A 21,123-nucleotide genomic window follows, 5' to 3' on the forward strand; every position below is an offset into this window, starting at 1 on the left:
GAGTCTCGTTTCCCGCTCCAAATTAAAAACACCGCCTTCTTGGCGGTGTTTTTGTTTGTGCATCTTGTTTTTGATGAGGGCCTTTGTGACCCTCATCGCTTTATCTAATGAGTTTGTCCGTTGTCTGGAAGCAGCATCAATTGCTTCTCTTGATTCCAGTCAAAGGGCTCTCCAGCAGCCTCTGCTTCGAAGCGGCGCTCATCCAGTGCCTGGTAGCGGGCGATTTCCTCGTCAGGCATGAAGTGAAGACAATCTCCCCCAAAGAACCACAGTAGGTCCCTGGGTACCAGATGGGCAACCTGGGGATAGCGATGGAAAATCTGGCTGATCAGGTCCTGCCCTAGATAATGGTTTTCTTCCGGATGTTTGGGCAGCTCAGTCAAAAGCTCGTCGAAGCGGTCCAGGAATAGCCCGTGGTTATCTTCAGGAATCTGCTCTGACTCACCCAATGCGGCCAATATGGTCCGCAGGTGCGCCAAAAGCGCCATGTTGTGTTCCAAATAGTCAGTGGCCATGTGTATGTCCCATTCATATACAGTGGAGCAGTATAAAGGCGGATGGTCAGACTGTCTTTTCTCACCCGATTTGGAATGAGGTGGGTTTACATTCGTCAAAGGTTGTAAATCGGGTATTGCACCCTCATTTAGCCCCTCTAATTTTCTGAAATTTGTGAGCGAGATGAACGAAGCTCTGTCCATACGGCAACTCACTAAAACCTACGGAAATGGTTTCCAGGCGCTCAAGGGGTTGGACCTTGATGTCAACGAAGGCGATTTTTTTGCGCTTCTCGGACCTAATGGTGCAGGAAAATCTACCACGATAGGCATTCTGTCCACGCTGGTGAATAAAAGCAGTGGTCAGGTTTCGGTCTTCGGGCACGATCTGGATCGTGATCCGGCAGGACTCAAGCGCTGTCTTGGGGTTGTGCCCCAAGAGTTCAACTTCAATCAGTTTGAAAAGGCATTCGACATTCTGGTTACGCAGGCAGGCTATTACGGAATACCTGCCAGGCAGGCCAAGGAGCGTGCCGAGGAATACCTGACTCAGCTAGGGCTCTGGGACAAACGAGATACCCCGTCCCGTATGTTGTCTGGGGGGATGAAACGGCGTTTGATGATCGCCAGGGCGCTCATTCACAAGCCAAGGTTGCTCATACTGGACGAGCCTACTGCTGGTGTGGATATTGAATTGCGCCGTTCGATGTGGAGCTTTTTGACCACTCTCAATCAGCAGGGTGTCAGCATCATTCTGACGACGCACTATCTGGAGGAAGCAGAACAGCTGTGCCGCAACATTGCCATTATTGACCATGGCACCATTGTGGAAAACACCAGCATGCGTGAGCTTCTTCAGAAACTACATGTCGAGACATTCGTTCTTGATGTAAAGCAGGCGCTATCAGTTGCGCCCTCTCTTCAAGATTATCCGGTCAGGCTTATCACCAGTCACTCGCTTGAAGTGCAAGTCGACAAGAGTGTTGGAATCAATGGCCTGTTCACTCAGTTGAATGCTCAAGGCATAGACGTCATCAGTATGCGCAACAAGGCTAACAGGCTTGAGGAGCTGTTCGTGTCGTTGGTAGAAAAGAACTTGGCAAAGGTGGCGAGATGAAAACTGAAATAAAAGCCAACCTTATTGCCTTGCAAACGATTGTCCATCGGGAGGTGCGACGCTTTACGCGTATTTGGCCGCAGACCTTGTTGCCTCCTGCGATCACTATGGCCCTTTACTTCGTTATCTTTGGCAATCTGATCGGTAGCCGAATAGGAGGCATGGGTGGGTTTTCCTATATGGAATACATTGTGCCGGGCTTGATCATGATGTCCGTTATTACTAATTCCTATAGCAATGTCGTATCAAGCTTTTTCAGTAGTAAATTTCAACGCTCTGTTGAAGAGTTGCTGGTCTCGCCTGTATCACCTCATGTCATTCTTATTGGTTATGCGTGTGGCGGTATCCTGAGAGGGCTGGCAGTAGCGGCTATCGTTACGGTTCTTTCTTTATTTTTTACCCATGTGCAGGTGCATCATTTAGGAATCACGTTGCTTGTGATCATCCTGACTGCTGCCGTTTTTTCCTTGGGTGGTTTCATAAACGCGGTCTATGCCCGTAACTTTGACGATATCTCTATAGTGCCCACGTTCATCCTGACGCCATTGACTTATCTTGGTGGGGTGTTCTATTCGATCGATCTGCTACCGCCGTTCTGGCAGGGCATGTCGATGGCTAATCCCATCCTGCATATGGTCAATGCATTCCGCTATGGGATATTGGGCGTTTCAGACATCCAAATTGGTGTCGCGATTGGTCTTATGCTGATTGCTGCCGTTGTTCTCTATATATGCTGCATTCGTCTGCTGACGAGCGGGCGCGGCATGCGTCATTGATATATTGAGGACGCTATGGCGAGAGTACATCTGACATAGCGCGCCTCGGATTCTTGAGAAATTCTATGCAAACTGTCGATCATTCTCCGCTCGGTAAAACGAGCGAGTACGTGGATATCTATACGCCTTCGTTGCTGTATCCCATACCGCGTAGCCCTAAATGGACCGAATTGGGGCTTACAAGAGAAACGTTACCTTACTGCGGTATGGATATATGGACGTGTTATGAGTTGTCCTGGCTGAACTCAAAAGGTAAGCCTGTCGCTGCTATTGCCGAGTTCTCCATACCGGCCAACTCGCCAAATATCATCGAATCCAAATCATTCAAGCTGTATCTGAACTCACTCAATCAGACAACATTCGAAGGTCCTGAGGCGCTCACTGAGGTTTTGACAAGGGATTTGTCTCAGGCAGCAGGAGACCTCGTTGGGGTTTTGGTAAAGCCAATAGATTTAGTAGCCAGGGAAGGGTTTGTTACGCCCCCCGGGAGCTGTATTGATGAGCTGGATATTGAGGTACAGCACTACGATGTGCCTAGACCAGATTTATTAAAAGCCTTACCTGGTCAGCTTGTGAAGGAGTCGCTTTATAGTCATCTGCTTCGCTCCAATTGCCCGGTTACGGGGCAGCCGGACTGGGGAAGCGTCGTGATTGAGTATGAGGGCAGAGCAGTGCTTGATCGGGCGTCATTGCTCGCTTACATCATCTCTTTCAGGCGCCATGCAGATTTTCATGAGCAGTGCGTCGAGCGCATGTTTCTTGATTTGCGTAGCGTGCTGGAGCCGGAGTCGCTTACTGTTTATGCGCGGTATGTGCGGCGGGGAGGGCTTGATATCAATCCTTATCGAAGCACTCATGCCGCACATCTGCCGGTAGCAGGGCGCTTGGCCCGTCAGTGACGTCAGATACCCATGCTCGCAAGGCTCTGCATGATCGAGCGGAGGGTGTTCGCTACTCTGGGGTGGCTGACTTCAAACCGCTCGACTGCCAGATTTACGCCATCGACGAGATTGGAATCCGGCTTGGTCGAGTCTTCGTGAGCAAGCTGCAGTTCTATATCCCTAATTAACAGTTCTAGCGAGGCGCGATCTTCCTCGCTTTCAGGAGGGCTTGTCTTGAGCTGGTGCTGTAGTTCGATCAGCTCCTGTTGCAGGCGAGAGGCGGGCATACGTTTTCTCCTTTTGAAGCGTACCCACCTGTAGACCTAATTGAGTGATCAAAGGTCAATAAGGCAAGTTGTTTCATCCGTAACCAATTGCAAAGACATCGCGGTTATAATTTTGCCACTCTGCCAGTAAGACTGGACAAACTCATCAGGAGAATATGATGCCGTTTAACAAAGGAGCATGGAGTACCCGTATCGGCGGCATTGCCTTTGGCGCAATGTTGACTGTCGCGAGTACCGCTGTGTTGGCTGCCTCGGAAGATGATCCATGGGAAGGGGTCAACCGAGGTATTTTCCGTTTTAATGACACGCTTGATACCTATGCGCTGAAGCCTATTGCACAGGGTTATAACAAGATCACACCTGACATCGTGCAAACGGGAGTCAGTAATGTTTTTCGTAACATTGGTGATGTTGGCAATTTAGCTAATGACGTTTTGCAGGCAAAACCGTATGCCGCCGGTGTAGATACCGCACGTTTGCTCATGAACACCACGCTGGGTGTATTGGGTATATTTGATGTGGCGACTCATGCAGGACTGACGAGAAATGACGAAGACTTCGGTCAGACATTAGGTCATTGGGGCGTTGGTAGCGGCCCGTATGTCGTCTTGCCTTTCCTGGGTCCCAGCACAGTACGTGATGGACTAGGCCGAATTCCTGATTCCTATGCCTCGCCATACCCCTATATGGGTGATGTAGCGGCGAGGAATTCGGCATTTGCGCTGAGTGTAGTAGATACACGCGCTAACCTGCTTGATGCCGAGAAAATGATTACAGGCGACAAGTACATCTTTATCCGTAACGCTTACTTACAAAGTCGCGAATACAAGATTAAAGACGGTAACGTGGTAGACGACTTTTAAGAGGACTCATCACGTCAGGCAGCAGGTCTCTGCTTGACGTGATGCTGATCTGTGATCTAATTCATGGAAAGGATGCTGAGTCCTAGCAGTTGACTGCCTTGTTCCAAAGATGTGACGCGAATCACTTCGGCTTCGGCTTCTAGCCCTTGTAGCTCCGGGTGTTCAGAGGGGATCACTACGATCACTTTGTCTCCTTCCTTGACGTGACTCTTAGCTTCGATCTGAAGCCCTGTGCTCGACAAATCACGGCAAATTGCGTCTATTTCTTCGCCATTTGTCCGAAGAATAGCCTTGGAATCAATCTGCATTCTAATAAAGTCGCGCTTTTCGCTGTACGAACGATCGCTTAAGCTCATTGGAACAAGTCTCTCAATAAAGGTACTTCGCAAGTAAACGAAACCATATAGCCTTAGCCTCAAGGCCTTGTAAAGCTAGCCTCAGCCGTTTGGATAGAAGGGGCGCTTGAACGGCTCGGCTGATGGGAGTAGTGTCTGCGCCGTATTAAAAATAGTACCTATTGCGTGCACCCTGGCCTGATCCAAAAGACCACCTCATAGGGATACGCATGCCTGGATAGTTTATGCCTAATCCCAGCGCCACACTTTTGATTATCGATGATGATGAGGTTGTACGCCTGAGTCTGGCGGACTATCTCGAAGATAGCGGCTTTACGGTCTTACAGGCTTCGAACGGCATGCAGGGTTTGCAGGTCTTCGAGCGTGAGCAGCCGGATCTCATTATCTGCGACCTTAGAATGCCTCAGCTGGATGGGCTTTCCTTGTTACGGCGCATTTCGGAAATGTCGCTCGATACGCCTGTCATAGTCCTCTCGGGCGCAGGGGTAATGAGTGATGTTGTCGAGGCGCTGAGATTGGGCGCGGCCGACTATCTCATCAAGCCTCTTGAGGATCTGGCTGTTCTAGAACATTCGGTTATTCGGGCGCTCGACCGTGCAAGGCTTCGCCTTGAAAATGATCGTTATCGCATCAAACTGGAAAATGCCAATCGAGAGCTTCAGGCGAGCCTGAGTCTTTTACAGGAGGACCAGAATGCCGGCCGGCAAGTGCAAATGAATATGCTGCCGGTAACACCCTGGGAAACCAATGGTTTGAATTTCGCTCACCAGATCATTCCATCTTTGTATCTGTCTGGTGATTTTGTCGATTATTTTCGCGTTGATGAGCACCGTATCGCTTTTTATCTGGCAGATGTTTCCGGACATGGAGCGTCGTCAGCGTTTGTAACGGTGTTGCTCAAGTTTATGACGACGCGGCTGTTGTATGAATCTCGTCGTAATGGCACTCTGCCTGAGTTCAGGCCTTCCGATGTGCTGGGGCATATCAATCGTGGCTTGCTGAACTGTAAGCTGGGCAAACACGTTACCATGTTGGGTGGCGTGATCGATGAAGACAGTGGTGTACTTACTTACAGTATTGGTGGGCACTTGCCGCTTCCTGTGTTGCACACTGCAGAAGAGACACGCTTTTTGCAGGGGAAGGGGTTTCCGGTTGGCCTTTTTGAAGAGGCCAGCTATTCAGACCATACTTTGGAGTTACCCGCCAGTTTCAGCCTTGCGCTGTTTTCCGATGGGATTTTTGATTTATTGCCTGGAGAGAACTTGAAAGCGAAAGAGGCTTCTTTACCTGAACAGGTCCGCCTGGCCAATGGGACGCTAGGTGGGATTTCGAAACAGCTTGGACTGGCCAACTTGGGCGAGATGCCGGATGATATCGCCATGCTGGTGTTAAGCAGGAACCTTGCATGAGTACCGGTAAAATCCAGTTCGCTGAAATGAATGGCACCTTTGTTCTCAAATTCATCGGCGAGGTGCGCTTGACATTATGCTCGGCGCTGGATGCCACTATTGAACAGATCTTTTCTGCATTGAATTTTTCATCAATCGTAATCGATCTGATCGACACTAAAAGTATCGATAGTACAACGCTAGGCTTATTGGCAAAGCTCTCTATTCTTTCACGTCAAAAGATTGGCCTCTTGCCAACATTGGTCACCACCAATCCAGATATCACACGACTGTTGGATTCGATGGGTTTTGATCAGGTATTCAATATCGTGAATCAGCCCGTGCCATGTTCGGACTGTCTGCATGACCTCCCCCCGCAGGATGAGTCTGAGGAAGTCGTCAGGGATAAGGTGCTAGAGGCTCATCGTATACTGATGAGTTTGAATGAATCCAATCGTGAAGCATTCAAGGACCTGGTCAATGCTTTAGAAAAGCATTGACCAGGTCTGGCATTACTTCTTGGCGCTAATCAGGCCTTCCAGTTTTTCCTGATCACGAGCGAATTGGCGGATGCCTTCCGCCAGTTTCTCGGTGGCCATGGCGTCTTCATTCAAAGACCAGCGGAAAGCACTTTCGTTAAGGGAATGCAACGGCTCGGCTGTGCCGCCTGCTACCAGGTTACGCTCAAGCGTGCCTTCATCTTCAGACAGGCTCTGCAGTAGCTCTGGGCTGATCGTCAAGCGATCACATCCTGCCAGTTGTTCGATTTGGTTGAGGTTACGGAAGCTTGCACCCATCACCACGGTTTCGAACTTGTTGGCTTTGTAGTACTGATAAATACGGGAAACTGACTGTACGCCTGGGTCTTCCTTTCCAGTAAAGTCACGGCCTTCGGCTTTCTTGTACCAGTCGTAGATACGACCAACGAATGGAGAGATCAGGAAAACGCCAGCATCAGCGCAAGCTGCCGCCTGGGCAAAGGAAAAGAGCAAAGTCAGATTAGTTTGAATACCATCTTTTTCGAGCTTTTCAGCAGCGCGAATGCCTTCCCATGTGGAGGCAATTTTGATGAGTACTCGGTCTTTGCTGATTCCGGCTTTCTCGTACAGGTCAATCAAGCGCTCTGCACGGCTCAGGGTTGCATTTGTATCAAACGAAAGCCTGGCATCGACTTCAGTCGAAATGCGGCCCGGAATGACATTAAGAATTTCCTTGCCAACAGCAACCGCAAACTTGTCGCAAGCCAGGCCAATGTCGTCACCCGTATCGTTGAGAGCGTCGCCTAGCAGTTGAGCGTAGCGGGGCAATGCTGCCGCTTTCAGCAGAAGGGAAGGGTTGGTCGTAGCATCGACAGGCTTCAGACGTGTGATAGCGTCCAGATCACCTGTATCGGCTACTACTGTAGTGTATTGCTTGAGTTGCTCTAGCTTGTTCATGCTTGCTATCGATCCTCACGTAGTGATTAGAGTGTTTGACCAGATTCAATGACCTTCCAAGAGTTCAGTGGCTTGGTCAAATATACGTAGCGGTTCTGAGCTTTTATGCACATCTACTGAGAGTAGCTGCCTGAAGCGGCGCCCTCCCTTAATTCCCTGCGAAAGGCCCAGAATGTGCCGGGTTATGTGATGCATGGCGCCGCCTGACGCCAGATGCTTGTCTATATACGGACGAAGCGACTGTAACACCTGGTGCCGAGTCGTAATGGCACGGTCATCACCGAACACTAATTGATCCACAGACGCCAGAAGATACGGGTTGTGATAAGCCTCACGGCCAAGCATGACGCCATTGAAAGTCTTCAGGTGAGTCTGTGCTTCTTCCAAGGTCTTAATGCCGCCATTCAGAATGAATTCAAGATCTGGAAAATCATTCATCAGTTGTGCGGCTACGTCATAACGCAGCGGCGGGACTTCACGATTCTGCTTGGGAGACAATCCTTCCAGAATGGCAATGCGTGCGTGTACGGTAAAACTATTGCAGCCCGCTTCGTTGACGGTGGTAATGAACTCCTGCAGCTGATCATAGCTGTCTCGGCCATTGATCCCAATACGGTGTTTTACCGTAACGGGAATACTTACCGCGTCGCGCATTGCCTTTACGCAATCAGCCACCAGTTGAGGGTGAGCCATCAGGCAGGCGCCAATCATGTTATTCTGTACCCTATCGCTTGGGCAGCCAACGTTCAGGTTGACCTCATCGTAACCTGCTGCTTCGGCTAGGCGGGCACAGGCTGCCAGCTCATGCGGAGTACTGCCGCCTAGCTGCAGCGCGATAGGATGCTCACTTTGGTCGTACGCTAAAAAGCGTGCCGGATCGCCTCGAAGCAAGGCGCCTGTTGTTACCATCTCGGTGTAAAGCAGTGTTCGCTTCGAAAGCAGGCGCATGAAAAAGCGGCAATGTTTGTCCGTCCAGTCCATCATTGGCGCAACGGAGAAGCGGCGTGACAGTGTAGAAGGCTTGTTCAAGGCTGGGTGAGTGTTCGAGGCGGTCATGGGGTGTTCCAGTTACTACGTTACAGCCTATTCCAATACGACATCGGAAATAGAGGTCAGTAACTTCGGCGAGCTTGAGCGCTAGCTTATCAGGAAAGCCCCCGTCTAATCGAAGATCGGTATCGTATCCTTGGCTACGCGTGCTTTTTAATTTGGAAGACGCCAAAAAGACGAAATACCTCATATTCCAGCGAACTCTATAGGGGTACGCTTTGTCTTGTCGGTAGCATCATGAATGTTCGTATCGGTATCCTTTCCAAACTCCTGTATTCTAGATCTGATTTATTAACCATATGGCCGGTTTGTTTTTCTTTGCGCCGACTGTATAAGCCTTATTTCATGCCACGAAGAGATTCGCTGTGATATTGACCATGCCCTCAGACAAGCTCAAAGCCTGGGGCGCCCATGGCGTCACCGCCACGGGTGTTGTCCTGGCGTTGCTTGCAACACTTGCCCTGTTTGATAATCAGCCCAAAGAATGCCTGCTGTGGCTCGGTGCTGCCCTGATTGTAGATGGTCTGGACGGAACCCTGGCGCGCAAGCTCAATACCAAATCTGTTCTGCCCCATTTCGACGGTTCAGTACTTGATCTGGCGATTGACTACCTTACGTATGTCTTCATTCCGGCGTTGTTCATTTACAAGTACATACCTTTACCAAGCTACACCGCGCTCTTTACCGTTTCAGTGATTCTGGTGTCTTCCTTGTTCTGTTTCTGTAACGTGAACATGAAGAGCAGCGATAACTACTTTGTAGGCTTTCCAGCAGCCTGGAATGTGGTGGCGCTTTATTTGTATATCCTGTCGCCAGCACCGTGGCTGACGCTATTGGGCGTTATTGTGCTGGCGATGCTGACTTTGACGCGCATGAAATTCTTGCACCCTTTCCGAGTGCGCAAGTTCATGCCTATCAATATTGCAGTAACGTTCGTCTGGCTGCTGTGCAGTATGTTGCTGATTCTTAATCATCCTGACCATAGTCCAACTTTGTTGGCAATCTGGTTTGCCATGTCTGGATACTTCATTGGAATCTGCATTTGGCGTTCGGCCATTGAGTGGTTTGGTCACTTGCGCGCTTAAACGCAAAAAATCGTCTTTGCTCAAAAGCCTCGCTCACGCGGGGCTTTTTATTTATTGCCCATGAGTTTTGGTAATGAAAGTGTCGGTCGATAGAGATTGGTCTTGAACACCCGTCGAGTGATCAGGTCTATCTTTGACGAGGCAATGCTTCGAAGTGAAAAGAAGACCACTAATCTAAGATGGGGGCCGCTATGAAAACCAAAGCACTAGCTGTATTGGCGTTGACGGGACTGATGTCTGTGACTGGCATGGCATTGGCTGACGATAAGACAAGCCCTAACTCTGCCGGCATGGGGACGCCTGACGGATCATCCACAGGTAAAGGCGCCGGCGCTGACGTGGGGGGTGACGTCACGCCTTCACCAAAAGAAGAGCAGGGCGATAAAAGCGATAAGTAAGGTATATAGATTTAAAAGCTCAAGTTTCCAATACGGGGAACTTGAGCCTGTTTCGTGGTCAAAGCTGCGTGTTTAATCGAGTGAGACGGTTCATGAGTTCTACAGATAAAGTAGTATTAATCGTAGAGGATGAACCTCAGGTCTTGTTAATACTCGTTGATTACCTTACTGAGCTTGGTTACAAGGTGCTTCAGGCGCCTTCATCGACCGAAGCCTTTCTTATTCTGGCTACAAAGCCTGACCTCGATCTTCTGATCACTGACTACAGATTGCCTGATGGCGTGTCGGGCGTAATGATTGCCGAGCCGGCACTTAAGCTACGTCCTGACCTCAAAGTAATGTTTATCAGTGGCTATCCGGCTGAAATTATGGATACAGGCAGTCCGCTGATTGGCACAGCTCCAGTATTGGCCAAGCCTTTTGCTTTGGACAAGCTGCAGGACTACATCCAGCGGCTCCTGGCTTAACGCCGCTTTTAGTTGATCCAACTTTCTGCCGACAATAGTCGATGCCCTGCCATGGTATGGCGATCTGTTGTGTTGTACTAACAGATACTTATTCTTTTATACCTCGGGCAGATCGTTTCCTAGCCTTATCAGTCTACTAAGTATCCGGTTGGCTTGTGGACGCCAACGTTAACGTGGAGAGGACTGTATCTATGGCAATCAAGCATTTCGAACATTTCGAAGCGATTTCATCCGCCGTACCTGCGCAAGATGGCTTTGAAGCCGTGATTGGCGTTAAGGCCCGAGAGGAAGGAAGTCAGCCTCATTTTCATCGAGTAGCCACTGAGCGACATTTCGACTTGGCATCCGAGGCTGAAGAAGCTGCTGACGCAGCGCTTAGCCGGGTAGTTGAAGTCGCTGAGGATGGCAGTCTTATCTGGGAAGAAAGTACCCGCTGAGCGAGGAAGCTCTATGGATTCGGTCGATAAGGGAAAAACGCCTGGTCTTACCGCTGAGGAAGAGCAGGATGTCAGTGAGAACCAGCCGCCTCGCGCGGCGGTTCTCCATGAAACTATCAGAAAGCAAGGCGAGCAGGAGCTTGAGAGAAGTAGCAGTGCGCTTTTCTGGTCTGCTCTGGGCGCAGGACTAACCATGGGCCTTTCGCTGATAGCGATGGGGCTTTTGAATTCTCATCTCCCTGAGGGAGAGACAAGCAAGCTTATTTCGAGCTTTGGTTATTCGGTGGGTTTTCTGGCCGTAATTCTGGCTCGACAGCAACTCTTTACCGAAAACACCATTACGGCGGTGCTTCCTGTAATGACGCAGCCGTCATTGCATATGTTCAGGCAATTGCTGCGGTTATGGGGCATCGTTCTTATAGGTAACTTGATCGGCACATCGCTCATTTCCTATGTCGTGCTTTACCTTCCTCTGTTCGAACCCAGAGTCGATGCGGCCTTTCTGGAGATAGGCCGGAAAGTAATGGAAAATGGCGTACCAGAAATGTTTTCAAAGGGAATCATTTCTGGATGGATGATCGCAACCATGGTCTGGATGATATCGTCAGCAGAGCATGCCAAGATTTGGATAATCATTGCGATCACCTACCTGATGGCTTTGGGTGACTTCACCCATATTATTGTGGGGTCGGCTGAAGTCTCTTATCTGGTGTTTTCCGGCGAGCTTTCATGGACAGAGTTCGGGCTTGTCTTCGTTGGGCCTACCTTGGCGGGTAATATTGTAGGCGGAACGTTTATTTTTACTCTTCTCAGCCATGCACAGATACGAAGCGATACACCATAAAAAAGGCCCTTGAGGGGCCTTTTTTATTCATAGTGCTTTTACGTTACTCTTCTATCTGACCCATGGCGGTAGTGTTGAAGCCGCCATCGACATAAAGAATTTCGCCGCTGATGCCTGACGCCAAGTCCGAGCATAGGAAGGCACCGGCGTTGCCGACCTCTTCAATGGTCACGTTACGACGCAGAGGGGTTTGGCGCTCGTTAGCTGCAAGCATCTTGCGGAAGCTCTTGATGCCCGAGGCCGCTAGGGTGCGAATGGGGCCAGCCGAGATAGCATTGACGCGAGTGCCTTCCGGGCCAAGGCTGCCTGCCAGATAGCGGACACCTGCCTCAAGGCTGGCCTTGGCCATGCCCATGACATTGTAGTTGGGCATGGTGCGCTCGGCACCCAGATAGGACAGGGTCAACAAGCTGCCGTTGCGGCCCTTCATCATTTCGCGTCCCGCCTTGGCCAGCGCAACAAAGCTGTAGGCACTGATGTCGTGAGCGATACGGAAGCCTTCACGGGTTGTCACTTCAGTAAAGTCGCCGTCCAGCTGATCGCCGGGTGCAAAGCCAACAGAATGAACGATGATGTCCAGGCCGTCCCACTTCTTGGAGAGCTCTGTAAACACCGCTTCGATTTCTTCGTCTTTGGCAACATCGCAAGGGAAGCACAAATCGGCATTGGAACCCCAGCCAGCCGCGAACTCTTCAACGCGGGACTTGAGCTTGTCGTTCTGATAGGTAAAGGCCAGTTCGGCACCTTCACGGTGCATCGCAGCAGCGATACCGGAGGCAATGGACAATTTGCTGGCGACGCCTACGATCAGGACGCGCTTACCGGCGAGAAATCCCATGTGTTTTCTTCCTCTTGGTTAATAGGCAGGGGCGGACGATGCAAGTGCCGCATCCAATAGCTGCCGTGTATACGGGTGCTGAGGTCGTTGAAAGACATCTTCAGCACTCCCTTGTTCTACAACCTGGCCCGCTTTCATCACCAGCAGTTGGTGACTCAGCGCTCTTACAACAGCCAGGTCATGGCTGATGAACAGATAAGTCAGATTGTGTTTGGCCTGCAGATCGCGAAGCAGGTCCACGACCTGCCGCTGAACTGTCCTGTCGAGCGCTGAGGTAGGCTCATCCAGCAAGATCAACGAAGGTTTCACTATCAGAGCCCGGGCAATGGCGATGCGTTGCCGTTGCCCACCTGAAAACTCGTGAGGATAACGATGGCGGACCTCTGGATCGAGTCCTACCTCCCGTAATGCCCCGATTATTGCTGTCTCCTGTTCTTCTGGTGTTCCTATGCGATGGATTCTCAGTCCTTCTCCCACGATGTCGCTAACGGACATGCGTGGACTCAGGCTACCGTAAGGGTCCTGAAAGACCACTTGCATCTGTCGCCGCAACGGTCGAATTTGGGCAGAGGATAACTGATCAAGCGCCTGATTGCCGAAGCGTATGCGGCCGCGGCTTTCCAATAGACGAAGAATGGCCAGGCCCAATGTGGTTTTACCAGAGCCGCTCTCACCCACAATGCCCAAGGTTTGACCTCGTGGAACCGCTAGTGAGACGTCGTCAACGGCTTTTACGTGATCAACCGTTCGACGAAACAGCCCTTTACGAATCGGAAACCAGACGCTCAAATGTTCAGTAGCCAGTTCTACAGGTGCAGGATGGCTGGGAATCGGGTCGCCACTCGGCTCCGCTGCCAGCAGTAACTGTGTGTAAGGATGCTGTGGATGTTGAAACAGCGTCTTGCACGTTTCCTGTTCGACGATGCGACCACGTTGCATGACACATATTCGATCGGCAATCTGACGTACCAGGTTCAGATCATGGCTGATAAGCAGGATCGACATGCCTAATCGCTTCTGCAGATCTTTCAAAAGGTGTAGAACCTTTTGCTGAACGGTAACATCCAGTGCAGTAGTGGGCTCGTCAGCAATGAGCAGATCCGGCTCGCATGCCAGCGCCATGGCAATCATGACGCGCTGACGCTGACCGCCCGAAAGCTCATGTGGGTAAGCTGAAAGGCGGCTGGCTGGATCGGGAATGCCTACCAGATCGAGAAGTTCGACCATACGCTTGCGTGCGGCAGGACCTTTCATGCCTTTATGCAGCGCCAAGACTTCGCCTAGCTGCTTATCGAGTGTATGCAGTGGGTTGAGGGACGTCATCGGCTCCTGAAAGATCATGGCGATGCGATTCCCGCGTATTCCGTACAGTTTCCTTTCAGGCAACTTCAGCAGATCTTGGCCACCGTACAGGATACGGCCGGCAGGATAGTGGGCGGTGGACGCTGGTAATAAACGCAGCAACGAATGAGCTGTTACAGACTTGCCCGAGCCGCTTTCACCGACAAGAGCCAAGGTCTCGCCAGGGTAAATATCGAACGATACCTGCTCGACTGCACGAACTACCTCTTGTCCGTTGCGAAATTCGACGCACAGATCATGCACTTCAAGCAGTCGGGTGGTCTGCTGGGCAGAAGACGCCACGTTATTTTCGGGGGTCGAATGCATCGCGTGCCGCCTCGCCAATGAATACTAGAAGGCTTAACATCAAGGCCAATGTCACAAAGGCCGAGATGCCCAGCCAGGGCGCCTGCAGATTTTCTTTACCCTGAGCGATCAGCTCGCCCAGGGAGGGTGCACCAGCCGGAAGCCCAAACCCTAGAAAATCCAGGGACGTTAAGGTTCCAATCGCTGCCGTGAGCAGGAAGGGAAGAAAGGTCATGGTAGCGATCATGGCGTTTGGCAAAATATGATGAAACATGATCGCAGGATCTTTCATGCCGAGCGCGCGTGCCGCACGTACATATTCAAGGTTACGGCCACGCAAGAATTCAGCGCGCACAACATCTACCAGAGACGTCCATGAAAACAGCAGCATGATGCCCAGCAGCCACCAGAAGTTAGGCTGTACAAAACTGGACAGGATGATCAGTAGGAACAGCACGGGCAGACCTGACCAGATCTCCAGAAAGCGCTGCCCTAGAAGATCTACCCAACCGCCGAAATAACCTTGTAGCGCGCCTACAAGCACGCCAATCAGGCTGCTGCCGATGGTTAGAATCAAGGCGAATAGGACCGATATGCGAAAGCCATAGATGATACGGGCCAGAACGTCTCTTGCCTGATCATCCGTCCCTAGCCAATTTTGTGCCGAGGGTGGGGCGGGGGCTGGGATATTGAGGTCGTAATTGATGCTGTCGTAGCTGAACGGAATGAGCGGCCATACCATAGAGGCTGCTTTTTCAGTCATCAGCTTTTCGAAGTAGGGGCCTTTGTAATTGGGCTCCAGAGGAAACTCACCGCCAAAGTCGGTTTCGTTGTAATGCACCAACGCAGGGAAATACCACTGATCATCGACATGAATGACCAAGGGTTTGTCATTGGCAATAAGCTCTGCGCAGAGACAAAGAACAAACAGGACGATAAACAGCCAGAGCGAATACCAGCCTCGTTTATGAGCCTTGAAGCGACTCCAGCGGCGTTGATTGAGGGGGGAAAGACGCGGCATCAGTAGTCTCGGCTTTCAAAGTCAATGCGAGGATCGATCAGCATATAAGTCAGGTCGCTGATTAATTTGGTCACCAACCCGAACAGAGTGAATAAAAACAGTGTTCCGAATACGACTGGGTAATCCCGGCTCATGACTGACTCGAAGCTAAGCAGCCCGAGGCCATCCAGGGAAAAGATCACTTCAATCAATAATGAGCCGGTGAAAAATACGCCCAGTAATGCCGCAGGGACACCTGATATGACCAAAAGCATGGCGTTTCGAAAAACATGCCCATAGAGGACGCGGCGCTCTGTCAGGCCTTTGGCCCGTGCGGTGATGACATACTGCTTATTGATTTCGTCCAGAAAACTGTTCTTGGTCAATAACGTAAGCGTTGCAAAGCCGCCGATCACAAGGGTAGTTACCGGGAGCGCCAAGTGCCAGAAGTAGTCGACGATCTTGCTACCTAGCGTCAGTTCGTCGAAGTTGGGTGATGTCAGGCCACGCAGTGGAAACCACTGCAGGTAACTGCCGCCTGCAAACAGTACGATCAGCAGGATACCGAACAGAAAGGCTGGGATCGCATAGCCAATGACGATGGCGGAGCTGGTCCATACATCGAACGTACTGCCGTGGCGGATAGCCTTGGTAATGCCCAGTGGAATGCTGACCAGATACAGAATCAGTGTACTCCACAGGCCAAGGGAAATTGAGACCGGCAACTTTTCCAGGATAAGGTCAGTTACTTTGGCGTCCCTGAAAAAGCTCTGGCCAAAATCCAGTTGGGCATAGCTTTTTATCATCAGCCAGAAGCGCTGCGTTGCAGGTTTATCAAAACCGTATTGCTTTTCGAGCTGCTTGATCAGATCCTCATCCAGGCCCTGGGCACCGCGATAATGTGTATTGCCATGCTCTGCCGACTCGCTCCCGCTGCCCGTAATGCGGCTTGTTGCGCCACCCGCGCCCAAACCTTGCAGGCGAGCCATGGCCTGGTCAACAGGACCGCCAGGAGAGGCCTGAATAATAATGAAGTTGATGAGCAAAATGCCGAACAGCGTAGGAATAATCAGCAGCAATCGCCGCAGGGCATAGGACAGCATCAGGGATTCACCTGCGACGTTTTGCGTGCCGTATCGCTGACTTGCCACCAAGTCATAAGGCCGAAATCGGAGTCGGGTTGCTTAGCGGGGCGTCCGAAGCGGTTCCAGTAGGCAACTCGCCAGCGGTCGGTATACCAGTTGGGAACGACGTAATACCCCCAAAGCAAGGCGCGATCTAGCGCTTTGGCATGGGTAATTAGTGAAGCACGAGTATCGGCGCCGATTAGCATCTCCACGAGACGATCGATGGCAGGGTCCTTCAGTCCGAGCAGATTACGACTTCCAGGGTCATCTGCACTGGTTGAGTGCCAGAAGTCACGCTGTTCATTACCGGGCGAGCTGGACTGTGGCCAGCTGAAAATTGTCATATCGAAGTCGCGGGAGCGTACACGATTGACGAACTGGGATACATCTACCCGCCGAATATCCAGGGTGATACCAACTTCCGCGAGGTTGCGTTTGTAGGGCAGCAGCACTCTTTCAAAGGCGGGTTGGGCCAACATGAACTCAAAGCGCAATGGATTTCCTTGTGTATCCACCATGCGATCGTTTTCGATGTGATAGCCCGCTTCCAGCAAGAGCCGGTACGCCTCTCGTTGTTGCGGTCGGATAATTCCGCTTCCGTCGGTACGGGAAGGCTCCAGCGATTGGCTAAAGACTTGTGGAGGCAGTTGATCGTGTAGAGGTTCCAGAACCTTCAGCTCTTCTGGGCCGGGTAGTCCTCTGGCAGCCAGTTCGGAGTTTTCGAAGTAACTGTTGTTACGTGTATAGGCGCCGTAAAACAGCTGACGATTGCTCCATTCAAAGTCGAACAGGAGCGCAATAGCCTGGCGTACCCGCTTGTCCTGAAACATGGGACGGCGCAGGTTGTAAATAAAAGCCTGCATGCCTTGAGGCTCATGATTAGGTATTTCTGCCTTGACGATGCGTCCTTCTCTCAAGGCCGGCGTTTCGTAAGCAGTTGCCCAATTCTTGGCGGACATCTCCTGGTTTATATCGAACTGATTCGCCTTGAACGCCTCCAGCCCTACGTTCTGGTCACGGTAGTAGTCAACCGTGATAGTGTCGAAGTTGTAGAAGCCCTTGTTAACGGCAAGATCCTTACCCCACCAGTCTTTTACACGCTCAAGCCTAAGCGAGCGCCCGGCCTGCAGGCTGGCGATTCGGTAAGGACCGCTACCAAGAGGTGGTTCCAGAGAAGACTTCCCAAAGTCCCGGCTGGCCCACCATGCCTTTGGCAGAACCGGTAGCTGCCCCAGAATAAGAGGCAGCTCACGATTTTGGGTTGTCTTGAAGTCAAAACGGACCACCAGCCGGCTCTCAGCTTTGACTTCTTTTACATCCGCGTAATAGCTGCGGTAGAGCGGATCGCCCTGATTGACCAACGCGTTGAAGGTGAACACTACGTCATCAGCCGTGACTGGTGTTCCATCATTGAATCGAGCCTGGGGACGCAGGTAAAAGCGAACGTAGCTGTTGTCAGAGGCTTTTTCGATCTTTTCGGCCAGCAACCCGTATTCGGTGAAAGGCTCATCCTGAGCATGAAATGTCAGCGTTTCATAAATCAGGCTGATCTGGGCAGGGGGCGTTCCCTTGTTGTTGAAGGGATTGAGCGTATCGAAGCCACCGAAGCCGGACAGGCGTAGGGTGCCGCCTTTAGGAGCATTTGGATTGGTGTAATCAAAATGACTAAAGTTTGCTGGATACTTGGGGGCCTCATCATACAAGGTAACTGCATGCTGAGGGGCAGCATGGGCGTTACCATACACCAGCCCTAGCGCGGCGGCGAAAAGAGCGCCATGAATCCAGGCAGAAAAACGAAGGGCCATCTTAGCGCTCATTGTATGTGTCGGAGAGGCTGGCTTGATCATAAGCTGTACGGCCAGGCAGAACTCTTTCTGTAAGGCGTTGAGCAGTAACGGTACCAGTTCGTTTCAGCAGGAAAAAGAGACGTATATGACTACCTGTGACGCACCAAGACCCATCAATCGAGATACAAGGTCAAGGTTTGGCCAGGCGTGAGGTTTTTTCCACTCTTGGGATTCCACTGCTGGATAGATTGCAGTTGTACATTGAAATGTTTAGCAATCATGTACAAGGAGTCGCCCGGCTTGACTCTATAATACGTCACGTTCTGGCGCGATTTGCTGCTGTTGGCTAGCTTGCTTGCTTTCACCGGTGCGCCATAGAGCTTGAGTACCTGGCCTGCCCTAAGGCCCTGCTTGCCCAAATTGTTCCAGCGTTTCAGGTCGCCCAGCTCGACCTTGTTGTCGCGAGCGATGGTCCAGAGATTATCGCCACTTCTGACCCGGTAGGTACGAGTCACCGGCTCCTCAACAAGGGCGGCAACGTCTTTCTGGCTAGTGACTGGTGAAATACTACCTGATACGCGAGGAATCATCAGTCTCTGGCCTGCAGCCAGTCGGCTGGACTTCAGCTTGTTGAGTGACAGGATCTGTTGAGTGCTTACGCTATAGCGATTGGCGATAGCGCCCAGGCTATCACCACGGCGCACCGTGTATTCCTGCCATTTTACGATCGCTTCAGAGGATTCGTTCGCCAGGTTTTCGAGTAATAACTCGGCTTTTTCTGCCGGAATCAAGAGCTGTTTGGGTCCGTCCATGGTAACCCGACGGGTATACGCCGGGTTCAGGCGATATAGTTCGTCCTCATCGAGATCAGCCAGCTTGGCAACTTTAGCAAGATCTAGATGCTGCTTGATCTTGACGACTTCGAAATAGGGCTCGTTGGCAATCGAGTCCAGTTGGATGCCGTATGATTCCGGGTTCATGATCAGCTGGGAAACGGCCAGCAGCTTGGGTACGTAGTCCTGTGTTTCCTGTGGAAGCGAAGACAGGTTCCAGTAGTCAGTAGGCAATCCAAGCTTTTGGTTGCGTTCAATGGCGCGACCTACAGTACCCTCGCCGGCGTTATAGGCTGCCAGTGCCAGTAGCCAGTCGCCATTGAACATATCGTGGAGCTTGGAAAGATAATCGAGCGCTGCGTTGGTAGACGCTGTGATATCCAGTCGTCCATCGTACCAGCGAGTCTGTTGCAGGTTGAAATAGCGCCCGGTAGTGGGAATGAATTGCCAGATCCCGGCCGCCTCGCTGCGTGAAAGCGCAAAGGGGTTGAAGGAGCTTTCTACAATCGGAAGCAGGGCAAGCTCAAGGGGCATATTCCGCTCTTCAAGCCTTTCGACAATATAGTGCAGGTACAGTCCGCCCCGGTTAGCCGATTTTTCGATATTGGCCGGGTTGCTGACATACCAGAGCCGCTGCTGCTCGATACGGGGATTTACGCCGATTTCGCTTTGCAGCTGAAAGCCACTGCGCATGCGATCCCAGATATCCTTGGGTGCCTTGTTCTGGGTGCCGAGCTTTATCCACTCGGGCTCCCGATGCATATTGATATTGCTGCTCAGGCTGTCTTCTGGGAGATAGCGTTCCTGGTCTTTAGGCGCCATTCCCTGGCAGCCCGCCAGGAAAACAGCAAGGAAAAGAGCAGAAAGTTTCGCGGTGCGAGCCAGTCCGTCTACGTCGGCATTATGTGGCGGCTGTGGCGGCATTAGCTGAGTGCATCCCCGGAAAAATTTGCGCGATTCTAGGAATGCCGCTCCGCAGGGTCAAGATTGACTAGTCCTCAGAAATGATCTTTCCATGCGCGTAAGGTAGTGAAAACCTCTACTTCCGAGCGGGTTGGAAAGCCATTTCTTTCGTCCGTAGCGCGTTTGACAGAAGGGGTTGAACAGCGCATGAACGGGTTCGTAGCAAGCTCTAGCTCTAGGGTAGAGGGGAGCGTCATTTCGCCTCGCTCGCGCATGGCCTCTACCTGCCTGTATCGTTTGGTCAGCTCGTTATTAGTCGGTTCTACGGCATGAGCAAAACGCAAGTTGTTCAGCGTATATTCATGTGCACAGTACACTTTGGTCGTGGGCGCAAGCTGAGCAAACTTACGCAACGAGTCATGCATTTGTGCAGGTGTCCCTTCAAACAATCGGCCGCAGCCGCCTGCAAATAGAGTATCGCCGCAGAACAGCAAAGGCTGAGCGCCGGTACGAACATAGGCAATATGGCCCAAGGTATGTCCAGGAACATGCAGGACGTGAAAGGGGCGCTCAAAAACTTCAAGGCTGTCGCCTTCATTAAGTGCGGTGTCCAGACAGGGTACGCCTTCCAGTGCCGGACCGTAGACGTGGGCCGCTGTCGCTCCTTTGAGCGCCTGCACACCGCCTACGTGATCGTGATGGTGATGAGTGAGAAGAATGTCTGTAAGCGTCCATCCGGGATGCCGTTCCAGCCATTCAAGGACAGGGGCAGCATCGCCTGGATCTACCACGGCACAACGTTTGGAAGACGGATCCTGCAACAACCAGATGTAGTTGTCGGAAAAGGCGGGAAGGGCGTCTATCTGAATCATGTGCGGTAACTACCGTTAGATGTGCAAAATTGCATATTAGGCGTTTATGAGTTTCAGAAGCGAGCACTAAAGCAGTGTCGTGCGTTTATCGCTTGTCGGAAGTCTGCAAGCAATTATGAAAAGATACAGTCTTCATGTGTAGAACTGGTTAAAGTCTGTAGATTGCTGTCCATCGTCGGGGACACTTGCTGTTTGGTATCGAGGGTGCCGCCTTGGTGCTCAAGCGTCTCTAAATCC

23 protein-coding genes are annotated in these 21,123 nt (G+C 51.4%); 11 read left to right on the forward strand and 12 right to left on the reverse strand.

The annotated features are described in order from the left end of the window. Positions 1-104 precede the first annotated feature (104 nt). Entirely contained in the window at positions 105-515 is a 411-nt protein-coding gene (locus B3729_RS08990; RefSeq protein WP_010794885.1) for a PA2817 family protein, read from the reverse strand. Positions 516-678: 163 nt separating this feature from the next. Between B3729_RS08990 and B3729_RS08995 the strand changes: the two genes are divergently transcribed. The 3 genes from B3729_RS08995 (at position 679) to queF (ending at position 3,286) form a co-directional block, all read left to right on the forward strand. Further along, positions 679-1,611: an ABC transporter ATP-binding protein gene (locus B3729_RS08995; protein WP_122042219.1), complete on the forward strand. Its 933-nt coding sequence runs from the start codon at positions 679-681 to the stop codon at positions 1,609-1,611. Continuing rightward, the gene (locus B3729_RS09000) at positions 1,608-2,387 is read left to right on the forward strand and encodes an ABC transporter permease (protein ID WP_286787654.1); all 780 of its coding nucleotides are present in this window, start codon (positions 1,608-1,610) and stop codon (positions 2,385-2,387) included. The genes B3729_RS08995 and B3729_RS09000 overlap by 4 nt, the downstream gene beginning before the upstream one ends. Before the next feature lie 65 nt (positions 2,388-2,452). After that, positions 2,453-3,286 (forward strand): NADPH-dependent 7-cyano-7-deazaguanine reductase QueF, encoded by an 834-nt coding sequence (gene queF / locus B3729_RS09005; protein ID WP_286787655.1) that lies wholly within the window; start codon positions 2,453-2,455, stop codon positions 3,284-3,286. 2 nt (positions 3,287-3,288) lie between these two features. On the opposite strand, the gene B3729_RS09010 is transcribed toward queF, so the two are convergent. Further along, positions 3,289-3,555 (reverse strand): DUF4404 family protein, encoded by a 267-nt coding sequence (locus B3729_RS09010; RefSeq protein ID WP_010794881.1) that lies wholly within the window; start codon positions 3,553-3,555, stop codon positions 3,289-3,291. 215 nt (positions 3,556-3,770) lie between these two features. Between B3729_RS09010 and B3729_RS09015 the strand changes: the two genes are divergently transcribed. Further along, positions 3,771-4,418 carry an MlaA family lipoprotein gene (locus tag B3729_RS09015; protein WP_150348599.1) on the forward strand — a complete coding sequence of 216 codons (648 nt, stop codon included), beginning with the start codon at positions 3,771-3,773 and terminating at the stop codon, positions 4,416-4,418. Between the two features lie 56 nt (positions 4,419-4,474). Here B3729_RS09015 and B3729_RS09020 read toward each other — a convergent pair whose 3' ends face one another. Continuing rightward, positions 4,475-4,774, reverse strand: coding sequence for a PilZ domain-containing protein (locus tag B3729_RS09020; protein WP_074823944.1), 300 nt, complete (start codon positions 4,772-4,774; stop codon positions 4,475-4,477). Positions 4,775-4,998: 224 nt separating this feature from the next. Here B3729_RS09020 and rssB point away from each other — a divergent pair, with 224 nt between their 5' ends. Both rssB and rssC read left to right on the forward strand, forming a co-directional pair. Continuing rightward, positions 4,999-6,183: a two-component system response regulator RssB gene (gene rssB / locus B3729_RS09025; protein WP_010794878.1), complete on the forward strand. Its 1,185-nt coding sequence runs from the start codon at positions 4,999-5,001 to the stop codon at positions 6,181-6,183. After that, positions 6,180-6,662 (forward strand): anti-sigma factor antagonist RssC, encoded by a 483-nt coding sequence (gene rssC / locus B3729_RS09030; protein ID WP_074823947.1) that lies wholly within the window; start codon positions 6,180-6,182, stop codon positions 6,660-6,662. The genes rssB and rssC overlap by 4 nt, the downstream gene beginning before the upstream one ends. Before the next feature lie 12 nt (positions 6,663-6,674). On the opposite strand, the gene tal is transcribed toward rssC, so the two are convergent. Then, a complete protein-coding gene (gene tal / locus B3729_RS09035) occupies positions 6,675-7,598 on the reverse strand; it encodes a transaldolase (protein ID WP_010794876.1) in 924 nt (307 codons plus the stop codon). 45 nt (positions 7,599-7,643) lie between these two features. After that, the gene (gene dusA / locus B3729_RS09040) at positions 7,644-8,654 is read right to left on the reverse strand and encodes a tRNA dihydrouridine(20/20a) synthase DusA (protein WP_074823949.1); all 1,011 of its coding nucleotides are present in this window, start codon (positions 8,652-8,654) and stop codon (positions 7,644-7,646) included. A 371-nt stretch (positions 8,655-9,025) separates the two neighbouring features. On the opposite strand from dusA, the gene pcsA reads away from it, so the two are divergent. The 5 genes from pcsA (at position 9,026) to B3729_RS09065 (ending at position 11,879) form a co-directional block, all read left to right on the forward strand. Next, a complete protein-coding gene (pcsA, locus tag B3729_RS09045) occupies positions 9,026-9,733 on the forward strand; it encodes a phosphatidylcholine synthase (protein WP_010794874.1) in 708 nt (235 codons plus the stop codon). Positions 9,734-9,924: 191 nt separating this feature from the next. After that, on the forward strand, positions 9,925-10,131 hold the full coding sequence (locus tag B3729_RS09050; RefSeq protein WP_010794873.1) for a hypothetical protein: 207 nt from the start codon (positions 9,925-9,927) through the stop codon (positions 10,129-10,131). A gap of 92 nt (positions 10,132-10,223) precedes the next feature. Beyond that, on the forward strand, positions 10,224-10,598 hold the full coding sequence (locus tag B3729_RS09055; RefSeq protein ID WP_010794872.1) for a response regulator: 375 nt from the start codon (positions 10,224-10,226) through the stop codon (positions 10,596-10,598). A gap of 191 nt (positions 10,599-10,789) precedes the next feature. Further along, entirely contained in the window at positions 10,790-11,035 is a 246-nt protein-coding gene (locus tag B3729_RS09060; protein ID WP_010794871.1) for a hypothetical protein, read from the forward strand. 13 nt (positions 11,036-11,048) lie between these two features. Continuing rightward, positions 11,049-11,879: a formate/nitrite transporter family protein gene (locus B3729_RS09065; protein WP_286787657.1), complete on the forward strand. Its 831-nt coding sequence runs from the start codon at positions 11,049-11,051 to the stop codon at positions 11,877-11,879. A gap of 43 nt (positions 11,880-11,922) precedes the next feature. Here the strand turns inward: B3729_RS09065 and fabI are convergent, their stop codons facing one another. The 7 genes from fabI to gloB all read right to left on the reverse strand — a co-directional run bounded on the left by fabI (position 11,923) and on the right by gloB (position 20,886). Next, on the reverse strand, positions 11,923-12,717 hold the full coding sequence (gene fabI / locus B3729_RS09070; protein ID WP_010794869.1) for an enoyl-ACP reductase FabI: 795 nt from the start codon (positions 12,715-12,717) through the stop codon (positions 11,923-11,925). An 18-nt stretch (positions 12,718-12,735) separates the two neighbouring features. Next, positions 12,736-14,385 (reverse strand): ABC transporter ATP-binding protein, encoded by a 1,650-nt coding sequence (locus B3729_RS09075; protein WP_286787658.1) that lies wholly within the window; start codon positions 14,383-14,385, stop codon positions 12,736-12,738. Beyond that, complete coding sequence (locus tag B3729_RS09080; protein ID WP_010794867.1) at positions 14,363-15,385, reverse strand: ABC transporter permease; 1,023 nt, start codon at positions 15,383-15,385, stop codon at positions 14,363-14,365. The genes B3729_RS09075 and B3729_RS09080 overlap by 23 nt, the downstream gene beginning before the upstream one ends. Continuing rightward, positions 15,385-16,467: a microcin C ABC transporter permease YejB gene (locus B3729_RS09085; RefSeq protein ID WP_286787660.1), complete on the reverse strand. Its 1,083-nt coding sequence runs from the start codon at positions 16,465-16,467 to the stop codon at positions 15,385-15,387. The genes B3729_RS09080 and B3729_RS09085 overlap by 1 nt, the downstream gene beginning before the upstream one ends. Beyond that, complete coding sequence (locus B3729_RS09090) at positions 16,467-18,296, reverse strand: extracellular solute-binding protein (protein ID WP_286787661.1); 1,830 nt, start codon at positions 18,294-18,296, stop codon at positions 16,467-16,469. Before B3729_RS09090 ends, B3729_RS09085 begins: the two co-directional genes overlap by 1 nt. 155 nt (positions 18,297-18,451) lie before the next feature. After that, on the reverse strand, positions 18,452-20,035 hold the full coding sequence (locus B3729_RS09095) for a LysM peptidoglycan-binding domain-containing protein (protein ID WP_150347080.1): 1,584 nt from the start codon (positions 20,033-20,035) through the stop codon (positions 18,452-18,454). Between the two features lie 74 nt (positions 20,036-20,109). Then, complete coding sequence (gene gloB, locus B3729_RS09100) at positions 20,110-20,886, reverse strand: hydroxyacylglutathione hydrolase (RefSeq protein ID WP_286787662.1); 777 nt, start codon at positions 20,884-20,886, stop codon at positions 20,110-20,112. Between the last annotated feature and the right edge of the window lie 237 nt (positions 20,887-21,123).

It is taken from the genome of Pseudomonas sp. UBA3149, assembly GCF_002364655.1.
GTDB classification, from domain to species: domain Bacteria; phylum Pseudomonadota; class Gammaproteobacteria; order Pseudomonadales; family Pseudomonadaceae; genus Chryseomonas; species Chryseomonas luteola.

Coding starts and splice junctions, on each gene's coding strand:
- B3729_RS08990 (WP_010794885.1), bottom strand. CDS start 515: ATGGCCACTGACTATTTGGAACACAACATGGCGCTTTTGGCGCACCTG.
- B3729_RS08995 (WP_122042219.1), top strand. CDS start 679: ATGAACGAAGCTCTGTCCATACGGCAACTCACTAAAACCTACGGAAAT.
- B3729_RS09000 (WP_286787654.1), top strand. CDS start 1,608: ATGAAAACTGAAATAAAAGCCAACCTTATTGCCTTGCAAACGATTGTC.
- queF (WP_286787655.1), top strand. CDS start 2,453: ATGCAAACTGTCGATCATTCTCCGCTCGGTAAAACGAGCGAGTACGTG.
- B3729_RS09010 (WP_010794881.1), bottom strand. CDS start 3,555: ATGCCCGCCTCTCGCCTGCAACAGGAGCTGATCGAACTACAGCACCAG.
- B3729_RS09015 (WP_150348599.1), top strand. CDS start 3,771: ATGTTGACTGTCGCGAGTACCGCTGTGTTGGCTGCCTCGGAAGATGAT.
- B3729_RS09020 (WP_074823944.1), bottom strand. CDS start 4,774: ATGAGCTTAAGCGATCGTTCGTACAGCGAAAAGCGCGACTTTATTAGA.
- rssB (WP_010794878.1), top strand. CDS start 4,999: ATGCCTAATCCCAGCGCCACACTTTTGATTATCGATGATGATGAGGTT.
- rssC (WP_074823947.1), top strand. CDS start 6,180: ATGAGTACCGGTAAAATCCAGTTCGCTGAAATGAATGGCACCTTTGTT.
- tal (WP_010794876.1), bottom strand. CDS start 7,598: ATGAACAAGCTAGAGCAACTCAAGCAATACACTACAGTAGTAGCCGAT.
- dusA (WP_074823949.1), bottom strand. CDS start 8,654: ATGACCGCCTCGAACACTCACCCAGCCTTGAACAAGCCTTCTACACTG.
- pcsA (WP_010794874.1), top strand. CDS start 9,026: ATGCCCTCAGACAAGCTCAAAGCCTGGGGCGCCCATGGCGTCACCGCC.
- B3729_RS09050 (WP_010794873.1), top strand. CDS start 9,925: ATGAAAACCAAAGCACTAGCTGTATTGGCGTTGACGGGACTGATGTCT.
- B3729_RS09055 (WP_010794872.1), top strand. CDS start 10,224: ATGAGTTCTACAGATAAAGTAGTATTAATCGTAGAGGATGAACCTCAG.
- B3729_RS09060 (WP_010794871.1), top strand. CDS start 10,790: ATGGCAATCAAGCATTTCGAACATTTCGAAGCGATTTCATCCGCCGTA.
- B3729_RS09065 (WP_286787657.1), top strand. CDS start 11,049: ATGGATTCGGTCGATAAGGGAAAAACGCCTGGTCTTACCGCTGAGGAA.
- fabI (WP_010794869.1), bottom strand. CDS start 12,717: ATGGGATTTCTCGCCGGTAAGCGCGTCCTGATCGTAGGCGTCGCCAGC.
- B3729_RS09075 (WP_286787658.1), bottom strand. CDS start 14,385: ATGCATTCGACCCCCGAAAATAACGTGGCGTCTTCTGCCCAGCAGACC.
- B3729_RS09080 (WP_010794867.1), bottom strand. CDS start 15,385: ATGCCGCGTCTTTCCCCCCTCAATCAACGCCGCTGGAGTCGCTTCAAG.
- B3729_RS09085 (WP_286787660.1), bottom strand. CDS start 16,467: ATGCTGTCCTATGCCCTGCGGCGATTGCTGCTGATTATTCCTACGCTG.
- B3729_RS09090 (WP_286787661.1), bottom strand. CDS start 18,296: ATGGCCCTTCGTTTTTCTGCCTGGATTCATGGCGCTCTTTTCGCCGCC.
- B3729_RS09095 (WP_150347080.1), bottom strand. CDS start 20,035: ATGCCGCCACAGCCGCCACATAATGCCGACGTAGACGGACTGGCTCGC.
- gloB (WP_286787662.1), bottom strand. CDS start 20,886: ATGATTCAGATAGACGCCCTTCCCGCCTTTTCCGACAACTACATCTGG.